Genomic DNA, 20,103 nt, shown 5'->3' with positions numbered 1-20,103 from the left:
CTTGCTGGTTTAGCGATGCAAAATGATCACCACAATTCTTGACAGCCTGCTCATCGGTGTTCCTCAGCCATTCAAGGTCGATGGAGAGCTTAGCGCGATAAAAAAAACACCCGTCTCGGACAAAATATGGTTGGGCGCCATGGGTTTGGAGGGTAATCAGGTTGCCGATCCTGTTCATCACGGTGGACTGGACAAGGCCGTTCACTTGTATCCCGCAGATCACTATGACTTCTGGCGCCAAAGATATCCGGATCTGGAATTGCTCGATCAACCGGGCGCATTTGGTGAAAATTTCAGTTGCTCAGGATTAACCGAAGACAGACTCTGTCTGGGCGACCGGTTTCGTGTCGGAGACGCGCTGATCGCATGCAGCCATGCACGACAGCCATGCTGGAAATTGAATCATTATTTTGGACATAAGGATGTGATGAAAACGGTTGTTCAGACCGCGAAGTCAGGCAGTTATTTTCGCGTATTGGAGCCAGGTAGCGTGCGAGCGGGTGATCAAATGATTCAATGCGAGCAGCCGCTGCCGGAATGGCCGCTGGACCGGTTGTTCATGATGCTGATTGGCGGAAAACACAAAGGGCAGGGTGCAGAATTGTGTTTTCTGGCAGAAACTGAGCTATTGGCCGAAACTTGGCGAACCCGCGCTGCAAATCTGGCAAATAGCGCCTGATTCAGTCTGGCTTTTTGTCGGTCTCATCCGGCGGCAACAATTTCAGGCGAGTCACGCGCCGATCGTCAGCTTCTACAATTTCCAGTCGCCATCCGCTTGGGTGATCGAGTATTTCGCCAGCTTCCGGAATATGGCCTGCCAAAACAAAGGAAAGTCCGCCGATCGTATCAACATCTTCGTCGATTTCAGCCAGGGCCGAGTGGATCTCTTCACCGACATCATCGAGCTCGGCGCGAGCATCCACCTCCCAGATTCCGTTTTCCAGCTGATTGAGCATTGGGACGGGTTCGTCGTCATGCTCGTCTTCGATCTCGCCGACGATTTCCTCAACAATATCTTCGATCGTGACCAATCCCTCGGTACCGTTATATTCGTCAAAGATTATCGCAAGATGGATCCGTGTGGCTCGCATCTCTGCCAGCAAGTCCAGAACACCCATTGATTCAGGCACAAATCGGGGCTGACGCAAAAACGGTGTAATGTCGGTCGGGGGAGTTCCGTCTTTTGCGACGATTGCAAAGATGTCCTTGATATGGATCATGCCTATGATTGTATCGAGATTGTCCCGATACACCGGTATCCGGCTGTGGCCATGTTCGGAAAATATGTCGACATAGTCACTGAATGGAGCGCTTTCCTCAATTGCTATGATGTCCGCACGGGGTACCGCAATGTCATCAACCCTGTGGTCGCTGAAGTGCAGCAGGTTACGGAGCATTTCAAGTTCAACCGGTGACAGGTCCTTGTCACTGGTGCTGTCGGTCTCATTCTCATTTTCGTGTTCGTCGATGACTTCTTCGAGTTGCGCACGCAGCGAGTTATCTTCCGTCGCCCCAAAAAGCATTGCTTTCAGGTTGCGCCATATTCGCCCTGGTTCTTCGTCTTCGCTCCTTGCAGGAGTAGCGGTTCCGTTCGTCCCGCTGATTATATTATCGTCCGACATGTCGTTGGTTTTGGTCACTCACTAAATATGTTGATCGGCATATGGGGGCGCAATCCCAAGGTTTTCGAGCGCTTTGATTTCCAGTGTTTCCATTGTCAACGCTTCCGCGTCATTCTGATGATCATAGCCTAGCAAATGGAGTAGCCCGTGCACAATCAAATGTGATGCATGGTCCGGAACTGAAATTTGTTTGTCTTCCGCTTCGCGTTCGCAGGTTTCCCGGGCGAGGATGATATCGCCGAGTAGAATCTCTCCGTCATCGGTGTTTGACAAGCTGCCCAGCATGTCTTGCGGGACAAGCGGAAAGGAGAGAACATTGGTTGCTTTGTCGATGGACCGGTAATTTGCGTTGAGTGTGCGAACGTCGGCATCTGACGTCAGCCTGACGGCAATCTCGACCATTGGCGTTATGGATATCAGCGACTGATGGGGCGTGAGCTTCAGTGCATTGGTTACTGCCAATTCTGCCAGCACCGGCCAGTCAACGCTCTCGTCCCAGCCTTCGTTTATGGTCGCAACCTCTAGCATGACAAGGGAATGGCCGGTTCAGGCTGATATTCAAGATCACCATCGAGACGGTTCTGAGGGTGTAAATCAGTCAGCGTCCGGACCTTCATATGCGTCTACAATTCGACCGACGAGAGGGTGACGTACAACGTCGGCGCTTGTAAATCTTATGGTCGAGATACCATCAATGCCTTCGAGACGACCAACGGCATCGTTCAATCCGGATCGACTATCTCCACCGGGAATGTCTACCTGACGCGGGTCTCCGCATACAACCATTCGGCTGCTCATCCCGAAACGGGTCAGAAACATTTTCATCTGCGCAGCTGTCGTATTCTGCGCCTCATCCAGAATGATGAAGGCGTCACCAAGCGTACGCCCGCGCATGAACGCAAGTGGTGCAATCTCAATTTCACCAGATTCTATGCGGCGTTCGACCTGTTCCGCAGGCAGACAGTCAAACAGTGCATCATAGATCGGTCGCAGATAGGGGTCGACCTTGTCTTTCATATCACCGGGAAGGAAGCCGAGATGCTCACCGGCTTCAACGGCGGGGCGAGACAGTATCAACCGTTGCACCGCACCCGTGATCAACATGGCGACTGCCTGGGCGACCGCAAGATATGTCTTGCCGGTTCCCGCAGGTCCAAGCGCAAAAATCATGTCATCCCTCGCCAGTGCTTCCATGTAATGGGCCTGGCCGATGGAACGTGGAACAATAGTTTTCTTGCGCGTCCGGATCATTACCTTGGGTGGTTCGGATATGTCGTTCTTCTTCGTTTCTGCTGAGATGTCTTTGCCTTTCGCAGCTTTTGCCATTCGCGGGTCTGCAGCCATCGCAATAATTGCTTCCACCGCGCCAGCGTCTATTTCCTGACCTTTTTCAAGTCGGTTGTAGATTCCGGTCAGAACATCGCGCGCACGGGTTGCGGCGTCTTCTTCGCCTTCAATTTTGAGTTTCGTTCCGCGGGCGGCGATATAGACCCCCAACCGGTTTTCTATGGCGACAATATTGCGGTCATATTCGCCAAAAAGATCACCGAGCAGTTGGGGATCATCAAATTCAATGTCGAGCGTTACGATGTCTGCGGAATTATCGGTATTGGGCTTTCTCGACATCAGGCAGCTTCGCTCCGTATCATTCGACCTTGCAGACTATTTGGGCCGGCAGTTTCGATTTCCACCTCGACGAGATCGCCAATGGCCAATCCCGGCGCAATGATGTGAACAGATTGAAGCCATGGCGTTTTACCCACAAGCTGGCCATCCAGCTTGCCGTTTCGTTCCAGCAATATGGTGGTGGTTCTTCCTACGGCTTGCCGGTTAAACTCATGCTGTTGCTCATTGAGCAAAGCTTGCAGACGCTGGAGACGTTCGTTCATGATCTCCGGAGCGATTTGCGATTCCATTGTCGCTGCCGGCGTTCCGGGTCGCGGCGAATATTTGAACGAATAGGCCTGCGCGTAATTTGCTTCGCTCACCACGGCGAGCGTTTTTTCGAAATCTTCGTCTGTCTCGCCCGGAAACCCGACGATAAAGTCACCGGAAATTGCGATGTCAGGCCGAACTTCACGGATACGGCGCAAGATATCCAGATAGCTTTCTGTCGTATGTGAGCGGTTCATTGCCTTCAATATGGGATCGCTGCCAGATTGAACCGGCAGATGCAGATAGGGCATTAGCTTGGGCACATCGCCATGCGCGTCAATTAATTCCTGGGTCATGTCATTGGGATGGCTGGTTGTGTAGCGAATCCGTCCGAGACCATCGACCTTGTCCAGCGCCCGGATCAGACCATCCAGTCCCTGCCGGCGTCCCTTGTCATCCTCGCTGGACCAGGCATTCACATTCTGACCGAGCAATGTGATTTCTTTGGATCCACCATCTACCAGAGCTTTCGCCTCGTCGATCAGATCGGACCAAGGACGAGAGATTTCTGCACCTCGGGTGTAGGGAACCACGCAATATGTACAAAACTTGTCGCAACCCTCCTGAACCGTGAGGAACGCGTTGGGACGAGCCTGTTTCTTGCGGGTCGGCAAAACATCAAATTTGGACTGGATCGGCATGTCCGTATCCAGTGCTTTCTTACCAGATTTGGCCTTTTCCAGAAGCTCTGGCAGTCGGTGATAAGCCTGTGGACCCACGACAATATCCACGCTCGGTGCTCGCCGTGAAATCTCCTTGCCCTCAGCCTGGGCGACGCAGCCTGCGACGGCGATGAGGGGACTTTTGCCATCCTTCCCGCGCAGACGGCCAATATCCGAATAGACTTTTTCGGCAGCCTTCTCCCTGATGTGACAGGTGTTCAGGACAACAAGGTCTGCTTCCTCACCGTCATCGGCACTGGTCATGCCTTGATCGGTCAGCATTTCTGTCATGCGATCGCCATCATAGACGTTCATCTGACAGCCAAAGGATTTGACCCGGAATTTCTTGGGATTCTCTCGATTCATAGCGCGCGCCTATACAACGCGTCTACCGGACTGGGAAGCGGAAAGCGCTTCTGTGATCCGTCGTTCGGCTTCGGCGCAAATAGCTTTGCGATCTCCATATTCCGCGGGATCAAAGGGATCCAGAAAATGCAGGGTAGCAGGAATGAAGCCCCATCTGGAGAAAAGGCGCATTGCATTGTCCGCAGCAGATTCTTCTCCAACCCACGCTATGTCTTTGCTAACCGGGCTATAATCCAGCAACATCGGTTGCACCATAGTGGGTTTTGGCGGAGGTGCCATGGCCTGGAAAAGAGACGGTTTGAAGGGAAGAAGACCAAGTCCGTCCGTCGTTGTTCCTTCAGGGAAAACGGTAATCGGATATTTCTCTTCAATCGCTTCCCGGATTACTTCGATCTGGCCGCCAACGTTCATTCGATTGGTGCGGGATACAAAGATAGTTTTGTTTATTCGGCATAACCAGCCGATGATCGGCCAACTGGCAATTCCGTCCTGGGCCACGAATGTACAGCCAGTTACCCCTGCGATCACCGGGATGTCGAACCAGCTGACATGATTGGAAACATAGAAGACATTCTGCTTCAGACGGTTCCCGTTCGTCCTGATGACAGCTCCGCAATTTGTCGCTACAAGCCAGAGAAAGAAGCGTGGGAAAGGCGATGGTATCCGAAACAGTCGCAAGGCGTAATGAAATGGCAAGCAAATCAGCAGACTCAGCGCAATGGCAATGACCCGCAGTCCGATAAGCAAGATGCCCATTACCGAAATAGACTTTTCCGGCCCGTCAGTTTTTGCGGTCAGAGGATACGCCATATAGTTCCATGCGGTGATCGACCAATCGGTAACCCAGCTTCTCTGCGATCTGTTTCTGAAGCGCTTCCAGTTCCGGATCCACGAATTCAATCACTTTCCCGGTTTCAACATCGATCAAATGGTCATGATGCGCTTCGGGAACCGCTTCATAGCGCGCCCGGCCGTCGCCAAAATCATGACGATCAAGAATCCCGGCCTCTTCAAACAGCCGGACGGTCCGGTAGACCGTTGCGATGGAAATCCTGGAATCAACCGCAGATGCACGTTCGTGCAGGGTTTCGACGTCCGGATGATCTTCTGCATCGGAAATGACACGAGCAATCACGCGCCGCTGGTCTGTTATCCGCAGACCTTTCTCGGCGCATAATTTCTCGAGATCAATTTTATCGGGCATGTACTTGTCCTATCATTCGCAACCGACTCTATTATGCAGGGCCGATAAAGCAAAGGACAAATTTGAAAAACAGACGCATTGAACGCCCAGTCTCTACACATGAAAAGCGGGTTTAGCGCTTGCCCCGTTTTTTGCCGAGCCCAATAGCTTTTGCCAGTTGCCGGCGTTGCTCCGCATAATTGGGTGCAACCATCGGATAATCACCCGGAAGTCCCCATTTTGTGCGATACTCGTCAGGTGTCAGACCATAATGGGTCATCAAGTGACGCTTGAGCATCTTCAGCTTTTTGCCGTCTTCCAGACAGACGACATAATCTGGCTTGATCGATGATTTTATCGGAACAGCCGGTTCTGGACGTGCGCTTTCCGCAGCTTTGTCAGAAAGTCCTGCAAGTGCACCATGTACGTTGTTAATGATCAGCGGCAGGTCTGAAACTGCAACGCTGTTGTTACTGACATGGGCTGCTACAATGTCCGACGTCAGTGTGATCAGGGTCTCGTTAAGAGCCATCTCGGTGTCTGTCATAATATCCCTCTTTATGCGACTTTTATATATTTTTTATATTATGCCTCCCGCCTATTTACACAATTGTAGGCAGGTCGCAACCGTACCAATCGTCGCTTTCCCGGACGACTGACGAAATTGAGACTAGAGTTTTTTCCTGTAGGTAATCGCGTCAAATTTCTCATTTTGACTGCCGGTATAATAGCCGCTCCGTTTTCCTATTTTTTCAAAACCGAGCTTGCGATACAAATGTTGTGCAGGATTTTCTGCTCGGACTTCCAGAAAAATGGCAGCAATTTGCTCGCTTTCCGCATCGCTGATCAATTGATCGAGCATCACCCGGCCAACTCCGGCATTCTGGTAGTCTGGGTCTACCGCAATCATCAGCAATTCTTCTTCACCAGCTATCGTCCTGGTCATGGAAAAACCGCACACGGGCTCATTCTGTTCCTGTTCATCGACTGCAATCATTAACCGGGTTCCCGGAAGGGACAGCATCGAAAGACACTGACGTTCATTCCATGATTCGCCAAACTGGCTCGGAAAGGAGCGATCCATGATTCTCATGACGGCCGCCAATTTCTCAATTCCGGCTTTGCGCAGTCGAATGCGGGAGTTGATGGCGCCTTGTGAAGGATTGAGAATTGGCACGATTTATGTCTTCTGCTTGATTTGGGCGTCAGGAACTCGCCCATATATCGGTTGGGGCGCCAGACTGCGCTGCTGTTCCGGCAACAGCAAGACTTTTGCTGCATCCGGCAGAATGGGCAACGCGGAACAATTTTCGGAAAGCGCAGCAAGCGTTTCTGCTCCTGATCCTGCGAGCAAGGCGCTTTTGGCGTTCTGCAGGGCATCTGTGGGCGCAAGCGATTGCAATTCGTCGACCGAATTTCCTGCGCCGTCGAAATTCTGGACGAAATATTCCCCATGCCCACCAGACATGGTCACGCAGACAGGTTGATCGGTACCGATGCTCCGTCGGGCTTGCGCCGCGACCAGATGGAGGCATTGATAAGCCGAAACTGATGCGTCCCAGGCCAGTGCAAGCGCCTTACCGGCCGAAAGTCCGATACGGATTCCGGTAAAGCTTCCCGGTCCACCATTGACGATAATCTCGTCAGCTGCGCCCTTGTCGGGCAATCTTGCAATCATCGGAACGAGTTTTTCGGCGTGACCGCGACCAATTTCCTCAAACGCGCTGGCGACAAGTTGATCATCTGCAAAAAGTGCCACCGAACATGCCGTGGTTGCGGTGTCTATCGCTAGGATCCGGCGGCTCATGACGTTCGCAATCGATCGTCAGATAATGTGGTTGAACTTGGAAAACTCGGGTCGAGGACTGCGGTCAAAGATCGTTGCCGGATCTCCATAACCCAAGGTCGAAATGAAGTTCGATTTCACATTGGGCTGATCAGCGAAAAACTCGGCATCGACTGCGTCGTTGTCAAAGCCCGACATTGGTCCGGTGTCCAGACCCAGCGCTCGCGCGGCGAGAATGAAATATCCACCTTGCAACGAGCTATTTCGCATTGCGTGTACTTTGCGGCCTTCGGCATCATCGGCAAACCAGCTCCTGGCGTCCGCATGCGGAAAAAGTTCTGGCAAATGCTCATGAAAATTCTGATCCATGCCGATGACGACTGCGGCGGGTGCAGTTGCAATCTTTTCCTTGTTGCCTTCAGCAGAACAGGTCGCCAGACGGTCTTTTGCTTCCTGGCTGTGACACCAGACAAGTCGGGCCGGCAACATGTTGGCGCTAGTCGGACCCATTTTCATAAGGTCCCAGATCGCCTGCAATTGTTCGGTTGTTACCGGTTTGTCGTGATAACCGTTATAGGTTCGACCTTTCAGAAACAGCTGATCAAGAGCTTTGTCGTCAATAGGATTGGTCATGTTGTTCCCGATAGCTGTCTGCGGAGGGGGAGGCGGTCACGCAGCCCTGACTTCCACCACTTCCGGCACATAATGTTTGAGCAGTGATTCAATTCCGTGTTTGAGTGTAGCCGTCGATGACGGGCATCCCGCACAGGCGCCTTGCATCTTCAGAAAAACAACGCCCTGATTGAAACCGCGATAAATTATGTCTCCGCCGTCATTGGCGACCGCTGGCCGCACCCGCGTTTCGATCAGTTCACGAATCTGTGCAACAATATCTGCGTCTTCGGGATCATCATGCACTTCTTCTTCTGCGGGCACCTGAATTTCTCCGGCTGATCCGGGTTTGAACAAGGGGAGGGCAGCTGTAAAATGATCGAGCAGAATGCTCAGCACTTGCGGTTTGAGATCCGTCCAGTTTGAACCCGGTCCTCCGGTGACCGAAATAAAATCCGAACCGAAGAATACACCGGTCACATCACCCAGAGTAAAAAGCGCCTCTGCCAGAGGAGATATTTCCGCATCTTCTGGTGACGCGAAATCACGGGTGCCATCTGCCATCACGGTCTGGCCCATCAGAAATTTCAGCGTGGACGGGTTTGGTGTTTTTTCGGTTTCTATCAACATGCTTGTTATGTGGTGGCATTTTTGCGGGCTATCAAGGTTAAAATTGCGCTTGGAGATATATTTCACGGCGAAACCGTGTCAATATTCACTGGTCAGTCAGAATTGCACTGCTTATATCTCTACCCATGAACTTCTCCCTCTCCAAAAACCTGCGCTTTGCGGCATTTGCCATTGCTGTCGCGCCTTTTTCATTTTTTGCCCAGCCGCTCCTTGCGCAAGAGGCTGATGCTCCGGCAGCCAGACCGTCTGTCGCCAAAACGCAAGTTGCAGCGGTGGAGGAATTGCCCTGGCTGTACAAGGGAAGCGATGTCCCGGTCGACAAAAGCTGGACATTTGGATCACTGGACAATGGATTGCGCTATGCCGTGAAACGGAACGGTGTTCCTCCGGGGCAAGTTTCCATTCGCGTGCGGCTCGATGTTGGATCATTGATGGAACTGGACCATGAGCAAGGTTATGCCCATTTCATGGAGCACCTTTCCTTTCGGGGATCGACCTATGTTCCGGATGGCGAGGCGAAACGGGTCTGGCAGAGGCTTGGTGCAACTTTTGGCAGTGACAGCAATGCAGAAACAACACCCACCCAGACGGTGTACAAACTGGATTTGCCTAATGCCAGCAAGGAAAGCCTGGACGAGAGCATCAAGATCATTTCCGGCATGGTCGCATCTCCGGGGCTATCAGCAACAGCCGTGAATGCAGAGCGTCCGGTTGTTTTGGCTGAACTGAACGAGCGTCAGGGACCACAAACCAAGGTGCAGGACGCAACACGTGCGTTGTTTTTTGCGGGACAACGGCTCGCAAACCGTTCGCCAATTGGTACACCCGAGACATTGCGCTCGGCCAACCCAAGAGACCTGCAGCTCTTTCATCAGCGCTGGTACCGCCCGGAAAACACGGTCATCGTAATCGCTGGCGATGGCGAGCCGGAAGTTTTTGAAGCCTTGATCGCAAAGCATTTCTCCGACTGGAAAGGGAAGGGCGATGCCGGCGTAGCTCCTGTCTTCGGAGACCCAAGTGTCAAAGCCGACACAAGCCGATTGGTAATCGAGCCTACTTTGCCGCGCTTTATCTCGATGGCAATTGTCCGCCCCTGGCGCCAGGTCGAGGACACGATTGTCTATAACCAGCAGATATTGATTGATCTGCTGGCGTTGCAGCTGATCAATCGTCGTCTGGAAGCGCGCGCCAGGGCAGGTGGGAGTTACCTGCAGGCAAGCGTTAGCCAGGAAGATGTCAGTCGATCGATTGACGGTACATTTGTGAGTATCATTCCGCTGACCGAAGACTGGCAATCGGCGCTTCGAGATGTGCGCGGGGTAATCGCCGATGCGACAACGCATGCGCCTTCGGAAGCTGACATTGCACGCGAGATCGCGGAATTTGATGCTGCGCTCGTCATCGGTGCTGAAAGCTATGCGACGGAAGCAGCACGAAAACAGGCGGATGATATTGTCAACGCCGTGGACATTCGGGAAACCGTTGCGACCCCGCAAACAGCGCTGGATGTGTTCCGGGAAATGCGAGGTCTATATACGCCGGAGCGCCTTTTGGACTCCACACGCAAATTGTTTGAAGGCGTGGCAACGCGGGCGCTGCTGACGTCGCCTAATGTCGTTGATGACGGCAAGGCCGAACTCGCTTCCAGCCTGAATGAAAAAGTCGAAGCGGCCAGCAATATCAGAGTTGAGCAAGCGAAACTCGGTTTTGATGCACTGCCCAGAATAGGCAGAAAAGGAAAAATCAAATCGTCGGAAATTATCGACCGGTTCGACGTTGAGAAGATCATCTTGAAAAACGGTGTACGGGTATTGTTGTTTCCCAATAAGTCCGAGCGCAACAAGATCATGGTCAATGCCCGCTTTGGCAAAGGCTATTCGGGTCTCTCATCGGAAGAAGAAGGGCTCGCCTGGTCCGGTGCACTGGCATTGATGGCCAGTGGGGTAGGAAATCTGGGACAAGAAGAACTTGACAAGATTACAACGGGCCGGCGCATCGCGCTTGGGTTCGGGATTGACAATGACGCTTTTGAAATCACCGCAGATACACGCGCTGCAGATCTCGAGGATCAGCTTCACCTGATTGCAGCAAAATTGAAGTATCCGCGTTGGGACGAAGCACCGGTTGTTCGCGCCCGCGCCGCCTCGATCATAGGTTATGACAGCTTCTCTGCTTCTCCGCAGGCCGTTTTGCGCCGGGATCTGGAATGGCTGGTCCGCGGAAAGGACCCACGCTGGAAAACACCGGACAAGGATGACTTTGACGCATTAACCGCCAGGCAGTTTAAAAAATTCTGGAAACCGATATTGGGCAGCGGTCCGGTTGAATTGATGCTGTTCGGGGACTTTGATCGGGATGAGGCTGTGGAATCGGTACTCAAAACGTTCGGTGCGTTGCGAAAGCGCCGCTCAACCCGCATTGCGGAAAACGCTGTATCACCGGAATTCCCGACCGCAAAAGCGGGACCTGAAATTCTTGTTCACCGTGGAGATCAGGAACGGGCAGCGGCATTGATCGCCTGGCCAACCGGTGGTGGGCTCGACAATGTCAGAGAGAGCCGCAAGCTGGAAGTTCTGGTTTCGATATTCAATGATCGCATGTTCGAGATTTTGCGATCAAAAGAGGGCGCAAGTTACAGCCCGCAAGTGATCAATAACTGGCCAGTTGAGTTTGATAGCGGCGGGTACATCAGCGCCTCCAGCCAATTGACCCCCGATAATATAGACCGTTTTTACTCTGTGGCCGAATTGATCGCAAAGGACTTGCGGGAAAATCCCGTTGATGCGGATGAGCTCAAGAGAATTGTCGAACCTCTCAGACAGCTGATTGCCCGGGCCAGCAGCGGCAACAGTTTCTGGATGAGCCAGCTCGAAGGCGCGAGCTTCAACGAACAGAAGTTCAAAGTGTTACGGACGTTGCTGAGAGATTACACCGTCACAACCCCGGAAGAAATTCAGACGCTCGCCAGGAAATATCTGATTGATTCCCGAAAATGGAAACTGGTTGTCCTGCCCGAAGGCAAGCAGGACGCGGCGCGGGGCAACCAGATTGACTTGCTGAGTTCAGGAAATTGAATCGACGATCGCCAGCACCTGTTCATTGGTCGGCCGTTTACGGTAGTTTCCTGAAACGGATTTGGCTGTAATCTTGCCTTCCTTGTCCAGAACGATCACCGTGGCATAAGGCACGCCGACGGCTTTTCCTTCAGTATATTGAGGGTCGCGCAATCCAAAGGCATCTATGGCAGCCGAGCTTTCATCCGAGAGCATGTCATATTTCAGCATCTGGTTTTTGGAAAACCGGTCCTGACTTTCAATACTGTCGTAGCTGACGCCGTATAGCTTGTAGCCACGCGTTTCGAGATCTTCGACTATTCCGTTAATGCCTTTGAGCTGTGTCTGGCAAAAGGGACACCATTCAACGGAACGTGTGAACACCAGAACTGCAGGGCCTTTTTCGACAATGGCAGACAGCGCAACGTCACCTTCACCGGTCTTGAATGTGGATGCTAGCGGTGCCGTTTCCCCAACCGCAAGGCCGGCTTCAATCGTTGGCAGATCAGACAGGCTGAGCTTTTCGGCTACAGGCTCTTCTGAAACAACAGTATCAGTTTCTGTTGTATCAGATGAAGGGGCACCGCAGGATGCCAGAGCAAAGGCTGATGTCATTGCGATACAGGTAAATGTGCGTTTCATCTTGGAGGTTCCTCAAATAATCTGTTGGTATTCGGCAATAGCAATATGAAGGTTACACTTTGTCTCAAAATTAATTCTGCGGCGGGTAACGATCAAAGCCTGGCAGCTGGTGAGCCGATTTTTCCCAGTCAATCTGTTCTGCCGTCTGAATATTTACTTCTGGCATAAATTTGTCTGGTTCATCCATGGTTGCGATTTGAATATCGACCATTCCGGGCAGGATTTCTGCATTGTAATATGCAATCCCTGTTCCGCAATCCGGGCAGAAATGGCGCACGGCTGATCCGGCGCCAGAAACTGTTTTCAGTGTTCCCCGAGTGACTGAGAACCCGGCTTGCTCAAGCATTATCCAGGCGACTGAAGCAGCGCCGCTGGACTTTTGACAATCCCGGCAGTGACAGATCGATTGACCGACAGGTTCTCCGGACAATTTGAATCGTATCTTGCCGCAATAGCATCCACCCTCTGCCATGAATTGTCTCCCGATGTTTCAGTTCCGTTTTGAACTAAAGAACATATTTGGACAAGTCCGTGTCTTTCGCAACATTTGAGAGCTGACTATCAACATAGGCTTCATCGATCACGATGGTTTCACCTTTTCTGTCTTCGGCATCAAAGCTGATATCTTCCAGTAGTTTCTCCATGACTGTCTGCAGTCGCCTTGCCCCGATATTCTCTACTGTTTCATTCACATTTGCGGCTATCTGGGCGAGTTTTTCGATCGCACCATCATCTATTTCAATGGTGACGTCCTCGGTTCCCAGCAAAGCCGTATATTGTTCCGGAAGATTTGCTTTGGTTTCCTTCAGAATGCGAACGAAATCTTTCTCGGTAAGAGCTCTCAATTCAACCCGGATTGGCAAGCGGCCTTGCAATTCGGGGAGCATATCACTGGGCTTCGCAATGTGAAATGCGCCCGAAGCGACGAACAGGATATGGTCTGTTTTCATCGGGCCGTATTTCGTGGCGACTGTCGTACCTTCGATCAGAGGCAATAAATCGCGTTGCACACCTTCACGACTGACGGAACCGCCACGGACATCGCTGACTGCGATTTTGTCGATTTCATCGAGGAAAACGATGCCATTCGATTCCGCGTCTGTAACAGCCGCGCGGGCTATGTCATCATCATCCAGGCGTTTGTCCGATTCTTCTTCGACAAGCTTGTCCCACGCATCTGCAACACGCATTTTACGCCGTTTGAGATTATTCTGTCCCATCGCCTTTCCCATCATGTCAGACAGATTGATCATACCGACCTGACCTGACATTCCCGGGATTTCCATGGGACTGCTGGGCGTGTCTTCCACCTCAATTTCAATTTCGGTGTCATTCATGTGATTGTCGACGACACGTTGGCGAAAGCTTTCCCGCGTGGCTTCACTTGCATTCTCGCCACACAATACGTCCAGAAGACGCTTCATTGCTGCTTCTGATGCGGCTTCACGGACGGCGAGGCGCCTGCGCTCGCGTTCCAGACGTACTGCCTCTTCGGCAAGATCGCGTGCAATCTGTTCCACGTCGCGACCAACATAACCGACTTCTGTAAACTTGGTCGCTTCGATTTTGATAAACGGAGCATCCGCAAGTTTCGCCAGTCTGCGCGAAATTTCGGTCTTGCCGCAGCCAGTGGGTCCGATCATCAGGATATTCTTGGGTGTGACTTCTTCCCGCAGCTCGGCAGGGAGTTTTTGCCGGCGCCAGCGATTGCGCAGCGCAACGGCAACCGCACGCTTTGCGTCTTTCTGTCCGACAATATGTTCGTCCAATGCCTTGACGATGGCTTTGGGTGTGAGATCATCCAGCATATTTGGCTTTCTTCGGTATTTTGAGGAAGTTGAGGGGCACAACGCGCGAATCAGGTCTTGCTATCAAGGACTTCGATCGTTGTCTGATCATTCGTGTAGACACAGATCTCAGCTGCAATCGCCATGGCCTTGCTAGCCAGTTTTTCGGCGTCTTTTTCGTAATCCATCAGCGCACGCGCGGCTGACAACGCGAAGTTTCCGCCCGACCCAATTGCGGCTATACCATGCGTGGGTTCGAGGACATCTCCGTTTCCGGTGAGAATCAATGTCACATCCTTGTCGGCTACGATCATCATAGCTTCGAGATTGCGAAGATACTTGTCTGTTCGCCAATCCTTGGCAAGCTCAACGGCGGCGCGCATGAGTTGCCCGTTGTGGCGTTCGAGCTTCGCTTCGAGACGCTCAAACAACGTGAAGGCATCTGCAGTTGCACCTGCGAAGCCACCGATCACGGATCCATCATGGAGTTGGCGGACCTTGCGAGCATTGGGTTTCATGACGGTTTGACCCATTGAAACCTGTCCGTCGCCAATTACGACGACCTTACCGTTTTTGCGCGCGGATAATATTGTGGTGCCGTGCCACTGCTGCAGGCCATGTTGCTGATTTTCTGTCATGAAACCGCATATGGGAAATGCGTTGGAGAAGTGCAACCGCCAGCTGTCAGCTTTGCATCATTACCTTGACTTCGTCTCCTGCATACATCCGGACATCTATCTGAGCTATTTCAATGGTAGCGACAAGCGCGTTGAACTTCGCCATGTGCTCGGTCTGAAAATGTGCATTGAGATCTTCTTCGGATTTCCAGCGTTCACAAATGTGAAGAAGCCGGGGGTCAGTGACATCCTGGGCAAAGCTATAGTGGATGCATCCAGATTCTTCGCTGGATTTGGTGGTCATCATCTTGATTGCTGGAGCGATATCCTGAATGTCGGGAGAACCAAGTCGTATTGTTCCTTGTACAAATATCATCAGCTATTCCTTGTGATTTGATGCGCGAACCATTCATATATCGCAGGCAAAAAAAATGGCGACCAAAAGGCCGCCACTTTTAAATTCATGCTATCAATCAGCTCAAGGGCTGGTTGGTGTATCGTCGCTACCATCAGCAGCAATAATGATACCCGCGATAACCGCAGCAGCAGCAAGAACAGCGATAATGATCCCGGATCCACCTTCGAGATTGCTCTCGTCAGCAGCCAAGGCACTCGTGCGCTCAACTTGCGATGAAACTGGCTGAACAGCCTGTGCGAGCACAGGGGCACTTACCAGTGATGCAGCTGCAACAGCCGCCATGCCTAATTTACCGAAACGCATAATTTGCTCCTTCAAGGTTTCGCATTCCACTTAATACGATCTGCCAACTGCCACAACAATGCTTTAAAATCAACCGGATTCATGCTCGACGCCCGTTTTTCAAATGCTGTGGCAAAGATCACACAATCTGCTGCTCGCTGGGGAATATGAATGAAAAGCTCATGCTCTGAAAATGGCTGAAAATTCAGTTATTTTGGCTAATAGTGCGCTTGTGTCCGAGCGGACACAGAAAGCTATTGTGATCGACCTGATACCGGATGAACAGAATCTAATCCTGTAAAGTTGTTTAAATTCCAAAAAGTGGATGATGTGGATTGCGTTTCGACGGGCCGGACTTTCATGCCCACTCAAAACGCAATTTGCCGCGTTTATTATCACTGTGCCGCATTGGAACAATGAATCCAGTTGCTGTTTTTCCGCTGGATTAAATGGCTAACAAATTGTTAACAAACTTCCATGAGCAATTTGAGGACGCGCGCGCTGGCATTGCGCAACGAAGGGGCAAGGCACCCGTTTCGACTGAATTTACCGAGGGAAGTCCTTGCGGTAGCAACTGAGGAGCAACCGCAAGAGCAGGGCTCGCCGAAAAGATACTGGCTGAACGAAGATGTTCATCTGTTTCTTCTCAGTTTTGCGGCGTTCTTTACGGCATTCTACCTGTTTATCTTCTGAGTTATGGCCTAGCGCTCCTGAAAATTTTGCAGGCTCTAGTCGCAAGCACGGTGCAGTTGCAGCCCGAGCCAGGCCGCCACAACGCACATTGCAGCCACCAGTAACAACTGTTCCGTCGCCGTCACGCCCAGCAGACTCAATCCCAAGGCGGCGAGGGCACCCAGTACCATGCATCCTGAATTGACGACATTGTTTGCAGCGATCGTGCGCGCAGTTTCGCTGATATCAACAGTGGTCGTTAGAAATGCATAAAGTGGTACTACGAACATCCCGCCGAAAATCGAAACGCCCGCCAAGGTGCCAAGCAAAGCCCATGCTCCATCGTGCATCATGAAAGTGCTGAATGTGTAGAGCTGACCGTTTGGCAATCCTTCCCAGCTTTGGGTGATGAAAAACAGGAGGATTACAAATACGCCCATCATGATCACACTGACCGGTGCATAGCGCGCCGAGACCTGACTTTTGAGAAGGCGGTTGATCAAAACCGATCCAACGGCAATCCCGATAGAGAATACGCCCAGGAAAAGGCTGGCGACGGCGGGTGTTGCAGTCAGCACATTTTCAACAATCGGAGGGAATTGAACAATCAGAACAGATCCGATCGTCCAGAAAAAACTGATCGCAACAATAGCGAGATAAAGTCGCCGGACATGCATTGTCGCGGAGATCAGCCTGATCGAGGATCGAATGAAGTTAAAATCGATTTTTTCAACATCTTTTTGTGGTGGAGCTGCGGGCATGAACTGGGCGCCGGCTCGCCCAATCAGTGCCACAAAAAATACCGCTATCACTGCCAGTTCGACGCCATTTCCATTTTGATCGATAATGATACCGCCCAATATGGTTCCTGCTAGGATCGCAATATAGGTCCCTGCTTCGACCAGGCCCGTTCCCGCCAGCACCTCATCTTTTTCAAGATGTTGCGGAAGAACGGCATATTTGATCGGGCCGAAGAAGGTAGATTGCAGGCCGAGAAGGAACAATGCCGTCAACATGATCGGGATCGACTGGATCCACAATCCGATTCCGCCAATAACGGCTATCACGATTTCGAGGGTTTTTACGAGCCGGGTGATCCGCGCCTTGTCGTAATTGTCTGCCAACTGACCTGCGAGCGATGAGAACAGGAAGAATGGCAAAATAAAAATACCCGAAGCCAGGGCGTTGAACTGGAAATCCTGTGCCGGATCTTTGTAAATTCCATAGGTGACCAGAATAACCATCGAAAATTTGAACAGATTGTCATTGAACGCACCCAGGAGTTGCGTGATGAACAATGGCAAAAAACGGCGCTTTGCCAATAGTCTGAGGGTAGATGTCACTTTTGAAACTTCCTGTTATTGAACAATGATAGACAGGGGCTCGCGTTGTCACCGTAGCGATGTCTTTGTGAAGAGCAAGGCATTGAATTTCCAAATTTTCCGCTACAAGCCGGCGACGGTCGTTAAGCTATCCGAACGATTGCGCAACGATTGGATTTCACTTTTGGGCGAATCAGTTTATGGCCGTTTCAATATGCTGAACCTTCCCAATATTCTGACCTTGTCACGTATCTTCACGGTACCGTTTCTGGTGGCGCTGCTTTGGTGGCCGCGCTGGGAATTGGGTTATCTGATGGCTTTTGGCCTTTATTCCCTGATGGCCATTACCGACTATTTTGACGGCTATCTGGCCCGCGCCCAGGGCACGGTATCCAAGCTCGGCATCTTTCTTGACCCGATTGCGGACAAAATCATGGTTGCGTCGGTCATCCTGATTCTGTGTTCTAAAGAGCTGATAGAGGGGCCGCATGTGATTGCGGCGCTGATCATATTGCTGCGGGAAATAGCGGTTTCGGGCCTCAGAGAGTTTCTGGCGGGTTTGCAGGTGAGCGTCCCGGTTTCCCAACTCGCAAAATGGAAAACAGCTTTCCAGTTGATATCGTTGGGTGCCCTCATCCTGGCGGCGGGGCTCCCTCAATTCGAACTGATCCTGACGGTTGGAATATGGACGCTGTGGGCCGCGGCGATTTTGACGCTGATCACGGGCTGGGACTATCTTCGGGTCGGCTTGAAACATATGGATTGATCCGGCGCTATGGCTCACACTCTGAAAATCGTCTATTTCGCCTGGGTTAAAGAACGGCTTGGCCGGGATGGAGAATTCGTAGAACTAGACAATGACGTGCGGACAGTCGGAGATTTGATCGGCAGAATGTCTTCACGTGATCCTGCGTTTGAAACGGTCTTAAAGGATACCGGAAAATTGCGATTTGCTCTTGATCAGAACTTTGTTGACCTGAACGCAAGCATTGACGGCGCAGACGAACTGGCGATTTTTCCACCGGTAACCGGTGGATGATTTCGGTTACGGTCTCTGAACGTGATTTTGACGCTGGCGCTGAAATACAGAAAATCGCCCTCATCGGCGGAGGGGCCGTCTCCAGTTTCGTCGGGCAGGTTCGCGGTACTGGCCCGTTGACCGCCTTGGAACTGGAACATTATCCGGCGATGACGGAACAGGCGTTGCGCGCGATTGCAGAGCAAGCTGCTGACAAATGGTCTTTGCACGGTATTTTAATTTATCACCGGGTCGGCAGGCTGGACATTGGCGCACAGATTGTACTGGTCTGTACAGGATCTGATCATCGTCAGGCAGCGATTGAGGCCTGTTCCTACATCATGGATCAGCTCAAAACTGTCGCGCCGTTCTGGAAAAAGGAAATTTGGCAGGATGGTTCGGAAACCTGGGTGGAAGAACGCCAGTCGGATGTGGATGCGGCCCGGAATTGGGCCAAATAGTTTCAGGCAGCCTGGTCGGTCTGCTCCGTATTCATCCAGTTTTGACCTTCGCGCATTATCTCCGCCAGCAGCTTGAATTCGTCCTTGCGCGGACTGTTCCGCCGCCAGACAAGAGCAATTTTGCGATAGGCACGATCCGATTTGATCGGCCGCGCGATTATGTCGGTATGCCTTAATATTCCGCTGTCGACGGCCATTTTTGGAAGCAATGTCAGTCCAAGGCCATTGTCCACCATCTGTACAAGTGTGTGCAGCGACGTCCCCATCATCCTTGCCGAAGCGCGCAATTCCGGTCGATTGCAAGCGGCGAGCGCGTGATCCTTTAGGCAATGGCCATCTTCGAGCAGCAGCAACCGGTCTTCGTCAATCAACGCAGGGTCCACTGTTTTGGGAGGATCTCGCGGATCATCCTTTGGAAAAGCGACAAAAATTTCATCCTCGAACAAAATTTCCGATTCAACGTCACCGCAGGGAAAGGGCTGCGCCAAGAGGACGCAATCGACATGCCCATGATGCAAGGAATCGCAGGCTGCCTGACTGGTTTCCTCTTTCAGATAAAGTTTGAGTTCCGGTCGATCTCTGCGAAGTTGCGGCAATAATTTAGGCAAGAGGAAAGGGGCGATTGTGGGGATGACACTCATCCTGATATCACCGGCCAGAGGCTTTCCGGCGGATCGGGCCATTTCGGAAAGTTCCTCGGCTTCACGCAAAATCCGGTGGGATTTCTCGACCATCTGATTGCCGAGTTCCGTAAACCGAACCACGCGTCTTGTTCGTTCGACCAGCATGACATCAAGCAGGGTTTCGAGTTCCTTTATGCCAGCAGAAAGCGTGGATTGCGTGACATAGCACGCTTCTGCAGCGCGCCCGAAATGGCCGTGTTCCTTCAAAGCCACTAGATATTGCAACTGTTTCAGCGTGGGTAGATAAGATGACACCATTCAATTCCTGAATTAATAGAGCATGATTGATCTATAACGTTCATCAGTTTTAGCGCCAATAGAAATTGTTTCAGATCAGTTGCAAAAAAGAACT

The 20,103-nt window shown here is 51.7% G+C and carries 25 protein-coding genes; 6 read left to right on the top strand and 19 right to left on the bottom strand.

The genetic code is table 11. The annotated features are described in order from the left end of the window. The first annotated feature begins 22 nt into the window (after positions 1–22). Complete coding sequence (locus tag ABJI30_RS14460; RefSeq protein ID WP_348017389.1) at positions 23–679, top strand: MOSC domain-containing protein; 657 nt, start codon at positions 23–25, stop codon at positions 677–679. 1 nt (position 680) lies between these two features. Here the strand turns inward: ABJI30_RS14460 and ABJI30_RS14455 are convergent, their stop codons facing one another. The 11 genes from ABJI30_RS14455 to ABJI30_RS14405 all read right to left on the bottom strand — a co-directional run bounded on the left by ABJI30_RS14455 (position 681) and on the right by ABJI30_RS14405 (position 8,796). Beyond that, positions 681–1,622, bottom strand: coding sequence for a hemolysin family protein (locus ABJI30_RS14455; protein WP_348017836.1), 942 nt, complete (start codon positions 1,620–1,622; stop codon positions 681–683). A gap of 21 nt (positions 1,623–1,643) precedes the next feature. Next, a complete protein-coding gene (ybeY, locus tag ABJI30_RS14450) occupies positions 1,644–2,150 on the bottom strand; it encodes an rRNA maturation RNase YbeY (protein ID WP_348017388.1) in 507 nt (168 codons plus the stop codon). A 66-nt stretch (positions 2,151–2,216) separates the two neighbouring features. Continuing rightward, the gene (locus ABJI30_RS14445; protein WP_348017387.1) at positions 2,217–3,248 is read right to left on the bottom strand and encodes a PhoH family protein; all 1,032 of its coding nucleotides are present in this window, start codon (positions 3,246–3,248) and stop codon (positions 2,217–2,219) included. Beyond that, positions 3,248–4,585 carry a tRNA (N6-isopentenyl adenosine(37)-C2)-methylthiotransferase MiaB gene (miaB, locus tag ABJI30_RS14440; RefSeq protein ID WP_348017386.1) on the bottom strand — a complete coding sequence of 446 codons (1,338 nt, stop codon included), beginning with the start codon at positions 4,583–4,585 and terminating at the stop codon, positions 3,248–3,250. Before miaB ends, ABJI30_RS14445 begins: the two co-directional genes overlap by 1 nt. A 9-nt stretch (positions 4,586–4,594) precedes the next feature. Beyond that, positions 4,595–5,395, bottom strand: a complete 801-nt coding sequence (locus ABJI30_RS14435) for a lysophospholipid acyltransferase family protein (RefSeq protein WP_348017385.1) — start codon at positions 5,393–5,395, stop codon at positions 4,595–4,597. Next, positions 5,367–5,789 (bottom strand): Fur family transcriptional regulator, encoded by a 423-nt coding sequence (locus ABJI30_RS14430; RefSeq protein ID WP_348017384.1) that lies wholly within the window; start codon positions 5,787–5,789, stop codon positions 5,367–5,369. The genes ABJI30_RS14435 and ABJI30_RS14430 overlap by 29 nt, the downstream gene beginning before the upstream one ends. A 112-nt stretch (positions 5,790–5,901) precedes the next feature. Next, on the bottom strand, positions 5,902–6,315 hold the full coding sequence (locus ABJI30_RS14425; RefSeq protein WP_348017383.1) for a MucR family transcriptional regulator: 414 nt from the start codon (positions 6,313–6,315) through the stop codon (positions 5,902–5,904). A gap of 123 nt (positions 6,316–6,438) precedes the next feature. Continuing rightward, positions 6,439–6,945 carry a ribosomal protein S18-alanine N-acetyltransferase gene (gene rimI, locus ABJI30_RS14420; RefSeq protein ID WP_348025455.1) on the bottom strand — a complete coding sequence of 169 codons (507 nt, stop codon included), beginning with the start codon at positions 6,943–6,945 and terminating at the stop codon, positions 6,439–6,441. Between the two features lie 3 nt (positions 6,946–6,948). Next, the gene (tsaB, locus tag ABJI30_RS14415; RefSeq protein WP_348017381.1) at positions 6,949–7,575 is read right to left on the bottom strand and encodes a tRNA (adenosine(37)-N6)-threonylcarbamoyltransferase complex dimerization subunit type 1 TsaB; all 627 of its coding nucleotides are present in this window, start codon (positions 7,573–7,575) and stop codon (positions 6,949–6,951) included. A gap of 18 nt (positions 7,576–7,593) precedes the next feature. Then, a complete protein-coding gene (locus tag ABJI30_RS14410; RefSeq protein ID WP_348017380.1) occupies positions 7,594–8,187 on the bottom strand; it encodes a malonic semialdehyde reductase in 594 nt (197 codons plus the stop codon). Positions 8,188–8,223: 36 nt separating this feature from the next. Next, the gene (locus ABJI30_RS14405) at positions 8,224–8,796 is read right to left on the bottom strand and encodes a NifU family protein (protein ID WP_348017379.1); all 573 of its coding nucleotides are present in this window, start codon (positions 8,794–8,796) and stop codon (positions 8,224–8,226) included. Between the two features lie 125 nt (positions 8,797–8,921). Between ABJI30_RS14405 and ABJI30_RS14400 the strand changes: the two genes are divergently transcribed. Then, positions 8,922–11,870: an insulinase family protein gene (locus ABJI30_RS14400; RefSeq protein ID WP_348017378.1), complete on the top strand. Its 2,949-nt coding sequence runs from the start codon at positions 8,922–8,924 to the stop codon at positions 11,868–11,870. Here ABJI30_RS14400 and ABJI30_RS14395 read toward each other — a convergent pair. The 6 genes from ABJI30_RS14395 to ABJI30_RS14370 form a co-directional block, all read right to left on the bottom strand. Continuing rightward, on the bottom strand, positions 11,859–12,491 hold the full coding sequence (locus ABJI30_RS14395) for a peroxiredoxin family protein (protein ID WP_348017377.1): 633 nt from the start codon (positions 12,489–12,491) through the stop codon (positions 11,859–11,861). The genes ABJI30_RS14400 and ABJI30_RS14395 overlap by 12 nt on opposite strands. Before the next feature lie 70 nt (positions 12,492–12,561). Further along, on the bottom strand, positions 12,562–12,963 hold the full coding sequence (locus ABJI30_RS14390) for a GFA family protein (protein WP_348017376.1): 402 nt from the start codon (positions 12,961–12,963) through the stop codon (positions 12,562–12,564). Between the two features lie 34 nt (positions 12,964–12,997). Beyond that, complete coding sequence (gene hslU / locus ABJI30_RS14385) at positions 12,998–14,299, bottom strand: ATP-dependent protease ATPase subunit HslU (protein ID WP_348017375.1); 1,302 nt, start codon at positions 14,297–14,299, stop codon at positions 12,998–13,000. Between the two features lie 50 nt (positions 14,300–14,349). Beyond that, positions 14,350–14,916, bottom strand: coding sequence for an ATP-dependent protease subunit HslV (gene hslV / locus ABJI30_RS14380; protein ID WP_348017374.1), 567 nt, complete (start codon positions 14,914–14,916; stop codon positions 14,350–14,352). Between the two features lie 46 nt (positions 14,917–14,962). After that, positions 14,963–15,271 carry a putative quinol monooxygenase gene (locus ABJI30_RS14375; protein ID WP_348017373.1) on the bottom strand — a complete coding sequence of 103 codons (309 nt, stop codon included), beginning with the start codon at positions 15,269–15,271 and terminating at the stop codon, positions 14,963–14,965. A gap of 102 nt (positions 15,272–15,373) precedes the next feature. Next, positions 15,374–15,616 carry a hypothetical protein gene (locus ABJI30_RS14370; protein ID WP_348017372.1) on the bottom strand — a complete coding sequence of 81 codons (243 nt, stop codon included), beginning with the start codon at positions 15,614–15,616 and terminating at the stop codon, positions 15,374–15,376. Between the two features lie 465 nt (positions 15,617–16,081). Here ABJI30_RS14370 and ABJI30_RS14365 point away from each other — a divergent pair, with 465 nt between their 5' ends. Then, the gene (locus ABJI30_RS14365) at positions 16,082–16,288 is read left to right on the top strand and encodes a hypothetical protein (RefSeq protein WP_348017835.1); all 207 of its coding nucleotides are present in this window, start codon (positions 16,082–16,084) and stop codon (positions 16,286–16,288) included. Positions 16,289–16,323: 35 nt separating this feature from the next. Here ABJI30_RS14365 and ABJI30_RS14360 read toward each other — a convergent pair whose 3' ends face one another. After that, the gene (locus tag ABJI30_RS14360) at positions 16,324–17,610 is read right to left on the bottom strand and encodes an MFS transporter (RefSeq protein ID WP_348017371.1); all 1,287 of its coding nucleotides are present in this window, start codon (positions 17,608–17,610) and stop codon (positions 16,324–16,326) included. A 193-nt stretch (positions 17,611–17,803) separates the two neighbouring features. Here ABJI30_RS14360 and pgsA point away from each other — a divergent pair, with 193 nt between their 5' ends. The 3 genes from pgsA to ABJI30_RS14345 are packed head-to-tail and all read left to right on the top strand — an operon-like array spanning position 17,804 to position 19,068. After that, complete coding sequence (gene pgsA / locus ABJI30_RS14355; RefSeq protein ID WP_348017370.1) at positions 17,804–18,355, top strand: CDP-diacylglycerol--glycerol-3-phosphate 3-phosphatidyltransferase; 552 nt, start codon at positions 17,804–17,806, stop codon at positions 18,353–18,355. 9 nt (positions 18,356–18,364) lie between these two features. Beyond that, on the top strand, positions 18,365–18,628 hold the full coding sequence (gene moaD, locus ABJI30_RS14350) for a molybdopterin converting factor subunit 1 (protein WP_348017369.1): 264 nt from the start codon (positions 18,365–18,367) through the stop codon (positions 18,626–18,628). Then, positions 18,625–19,068, top strand: coding sequence for a molybdenum cofactor biosynthesis protein MoaE (locus ABJI30_RS14345; RefSeq protein ID WP_348017368.1), 444 nt, complete (start codon positions 18,625–18,627; stop codon positions 19,066–19,068). Before moaD ends, ABJI30_RS14345 begins: the two co-directional genes overlap by 4 nt. A gap of 2 nt (positions 19,069–19,070) precedes the next feature. Here the strand turns inward: ABJI30_RS14345 and ABJI30_RS14340 are convergent, their stop codons facing one another. Beyond that, complete coding sequence (locus ABJI30_RS14340; protein ID WP_348017834.1) at positions 19,071–20,006, bottom strand: hydrogen peroxide-inducible genes activator; 936 nt, start codon at positions 20,004–20,006, stop codon at positions 19,071–19,073. Between the last annotated feature and the right edge of the window lie 97 nt (positions 20,007–20,103).

Source organism: Parasphingorhabdus sp. (assembly GCF_039968395.1).
In the GTDB taxonomy this organism is placed as follows: Bacteria; Pseudomonadota; Alphaproteobacteria; order Sphingomonadales; family Sphingomonadaceae; genus Parasphingorhabdus.
The sequence above is the reverse complement of the archived record's forward strand: the minus strand, read 5'-3'. Positions and strand labels throughout refer to the sequence as shown.

Bases quoted from the DNA above. Each gene is read 5' to 3' on its own strand.
- ABJI30_RS14460 (WP_348017389.1), top strand. From the start codon at position 23: ATGATCACCACAATTCTTGACAGCCTGCTCATCGGTGTTCCTCAGCCA.
- ABJI30_RS14455 (WP_348017836.1), bottom strand. From the start codon at position 1,622: ATGTCGGACGATAATATAATCAGCGGGACGAACGGAACCGCTACTCCT.
- ybeY (WP_348017388.1), bottom strand. From the start codon at position 2,150: ATGCTAGAGGTTGCGACCATAAACGAAGGCTGGGACGAGAGCGTTGAC.
- ABJI30_RS14445 (WP_348017387.1), bottom strand. From the start codon at position 3,248: ATGTCGAGAAAGCCCAATACCGATAATTCCGCAGACATCGTAACGCTC.
- miaB (WP_348017386.1), bottom strand. From the start codon at position 4,585: ATGAATCGAGAGAATCCCAAGAAATTCCGGGTCAAATCCTTTGGCTGT.
- ABJI30_RS14435 (WP_348017385.1), bottom strand. From the start codon at position 5,395: ATGGCGTATCCTCTGACCGCAAAAACTGACGGGCCGGAAAAGTCTATT.
- ABJI30_RS14430 (WP_348017384.1), bottom strand. From the start codon at position 5,789: ATGCCCGATAAAATTGATCTCGAGAAATTATGCGCCGAGAAAGGTCTG.
- ABJI30_RS14425 (WP_348017383.1), bottom strand. From the start codon at position 6,315: ATGACAGACACCGAGATGGCTCTTAACGAGACCCTGATCACACTGACG.
- tsaB (WP_348017381.1), bottom strand. From the start codon at position 7,575: ATGAGCCGCCGGATCCTAGCGATAGACACCGCAACCACGGCATGTTCG.
- ABJI30_RS14410 (WP_348017380.1), bottom strand. From the start codon at position 8,187: ATGACCAATCCTATTGACGACAAAGCTCTTGATCAGCTGTTTCTGAAA.
- ABJI30_RS14405 (WP_348017379.1), bottom strand. From the start codon at position 8,796: ATGTTGATAGAAACCGAAAAAACACCAAACCCGTCCACGCTGAAATTT.
- ABJI30_RS14400 (WP_348017378.1), top strand. From the start codon at position 8,922: ATGAACTTCTCCCTCTCCAAAAACCTGCGCTTTGCGGCATTTGCCATT.
- ABJI30_RS14395 (WP_348017377.1), bottom strand. From the start codon at position 12,491: ATGAAACGCACATTTACCTGTATCGCAATGACATCAGCCTTTGCTCTG.
- ABJI30_RS14390 (WP_348017376.1), bottom strand. From the start codon at position 12,963: ATGGCAGAGGGTGGATGCTATTGCGGCAAGATACGATTCAAATTGTCC.
- hslU (WP_348017375.1), bottom strand. From the start codon at position 14,299: ATGCTGGATGATCTCACACCCAAAGCCATCGTCAAGGCATTGGACGAA.
- hslV (WP_348017374.1), bottom strand. From the start codon at position 14,916: ATGACAGAAAATCAGCAACATGGCCTGCAGCAGTGGCACGGCACCACA.
- ABJI30_RS14375 (WP_348017373.1), bottom strand. From the start codon at position 15,271: ATGATATTTGTACAAGGAACAATACGACTTGGTTCTCCCGACATTCAG.
- ABJI30_RS14370 (WP_348017372.1), bottom strand. From the start codon at position 15,616: ATGCGTTTCGGTAAATTAGGCATGGCGGCTGTTGCAGCTGCATCACTG.
- pgsA (WP_348017370.1), top strand. From the start codon at position 17,804: ATGCTGAACCTTCCCAATATTCTGACCTTGTCACGTATCTTCACGGTA.
- moaD (WP_348017369.1), top strand. From the start codon at position 18,365: ATGGCTCACACTCTGAAAATCGTCTATTTCGCCTGGGTTAAAGAACGG.
- ABJI30_RS14345 (WP_348017368.1), top strand. From the start codon at position 18,625: ATGATTTCGGTTACGGTCTCTGAACGTGATTTTGACGCTGGCGCTGAA.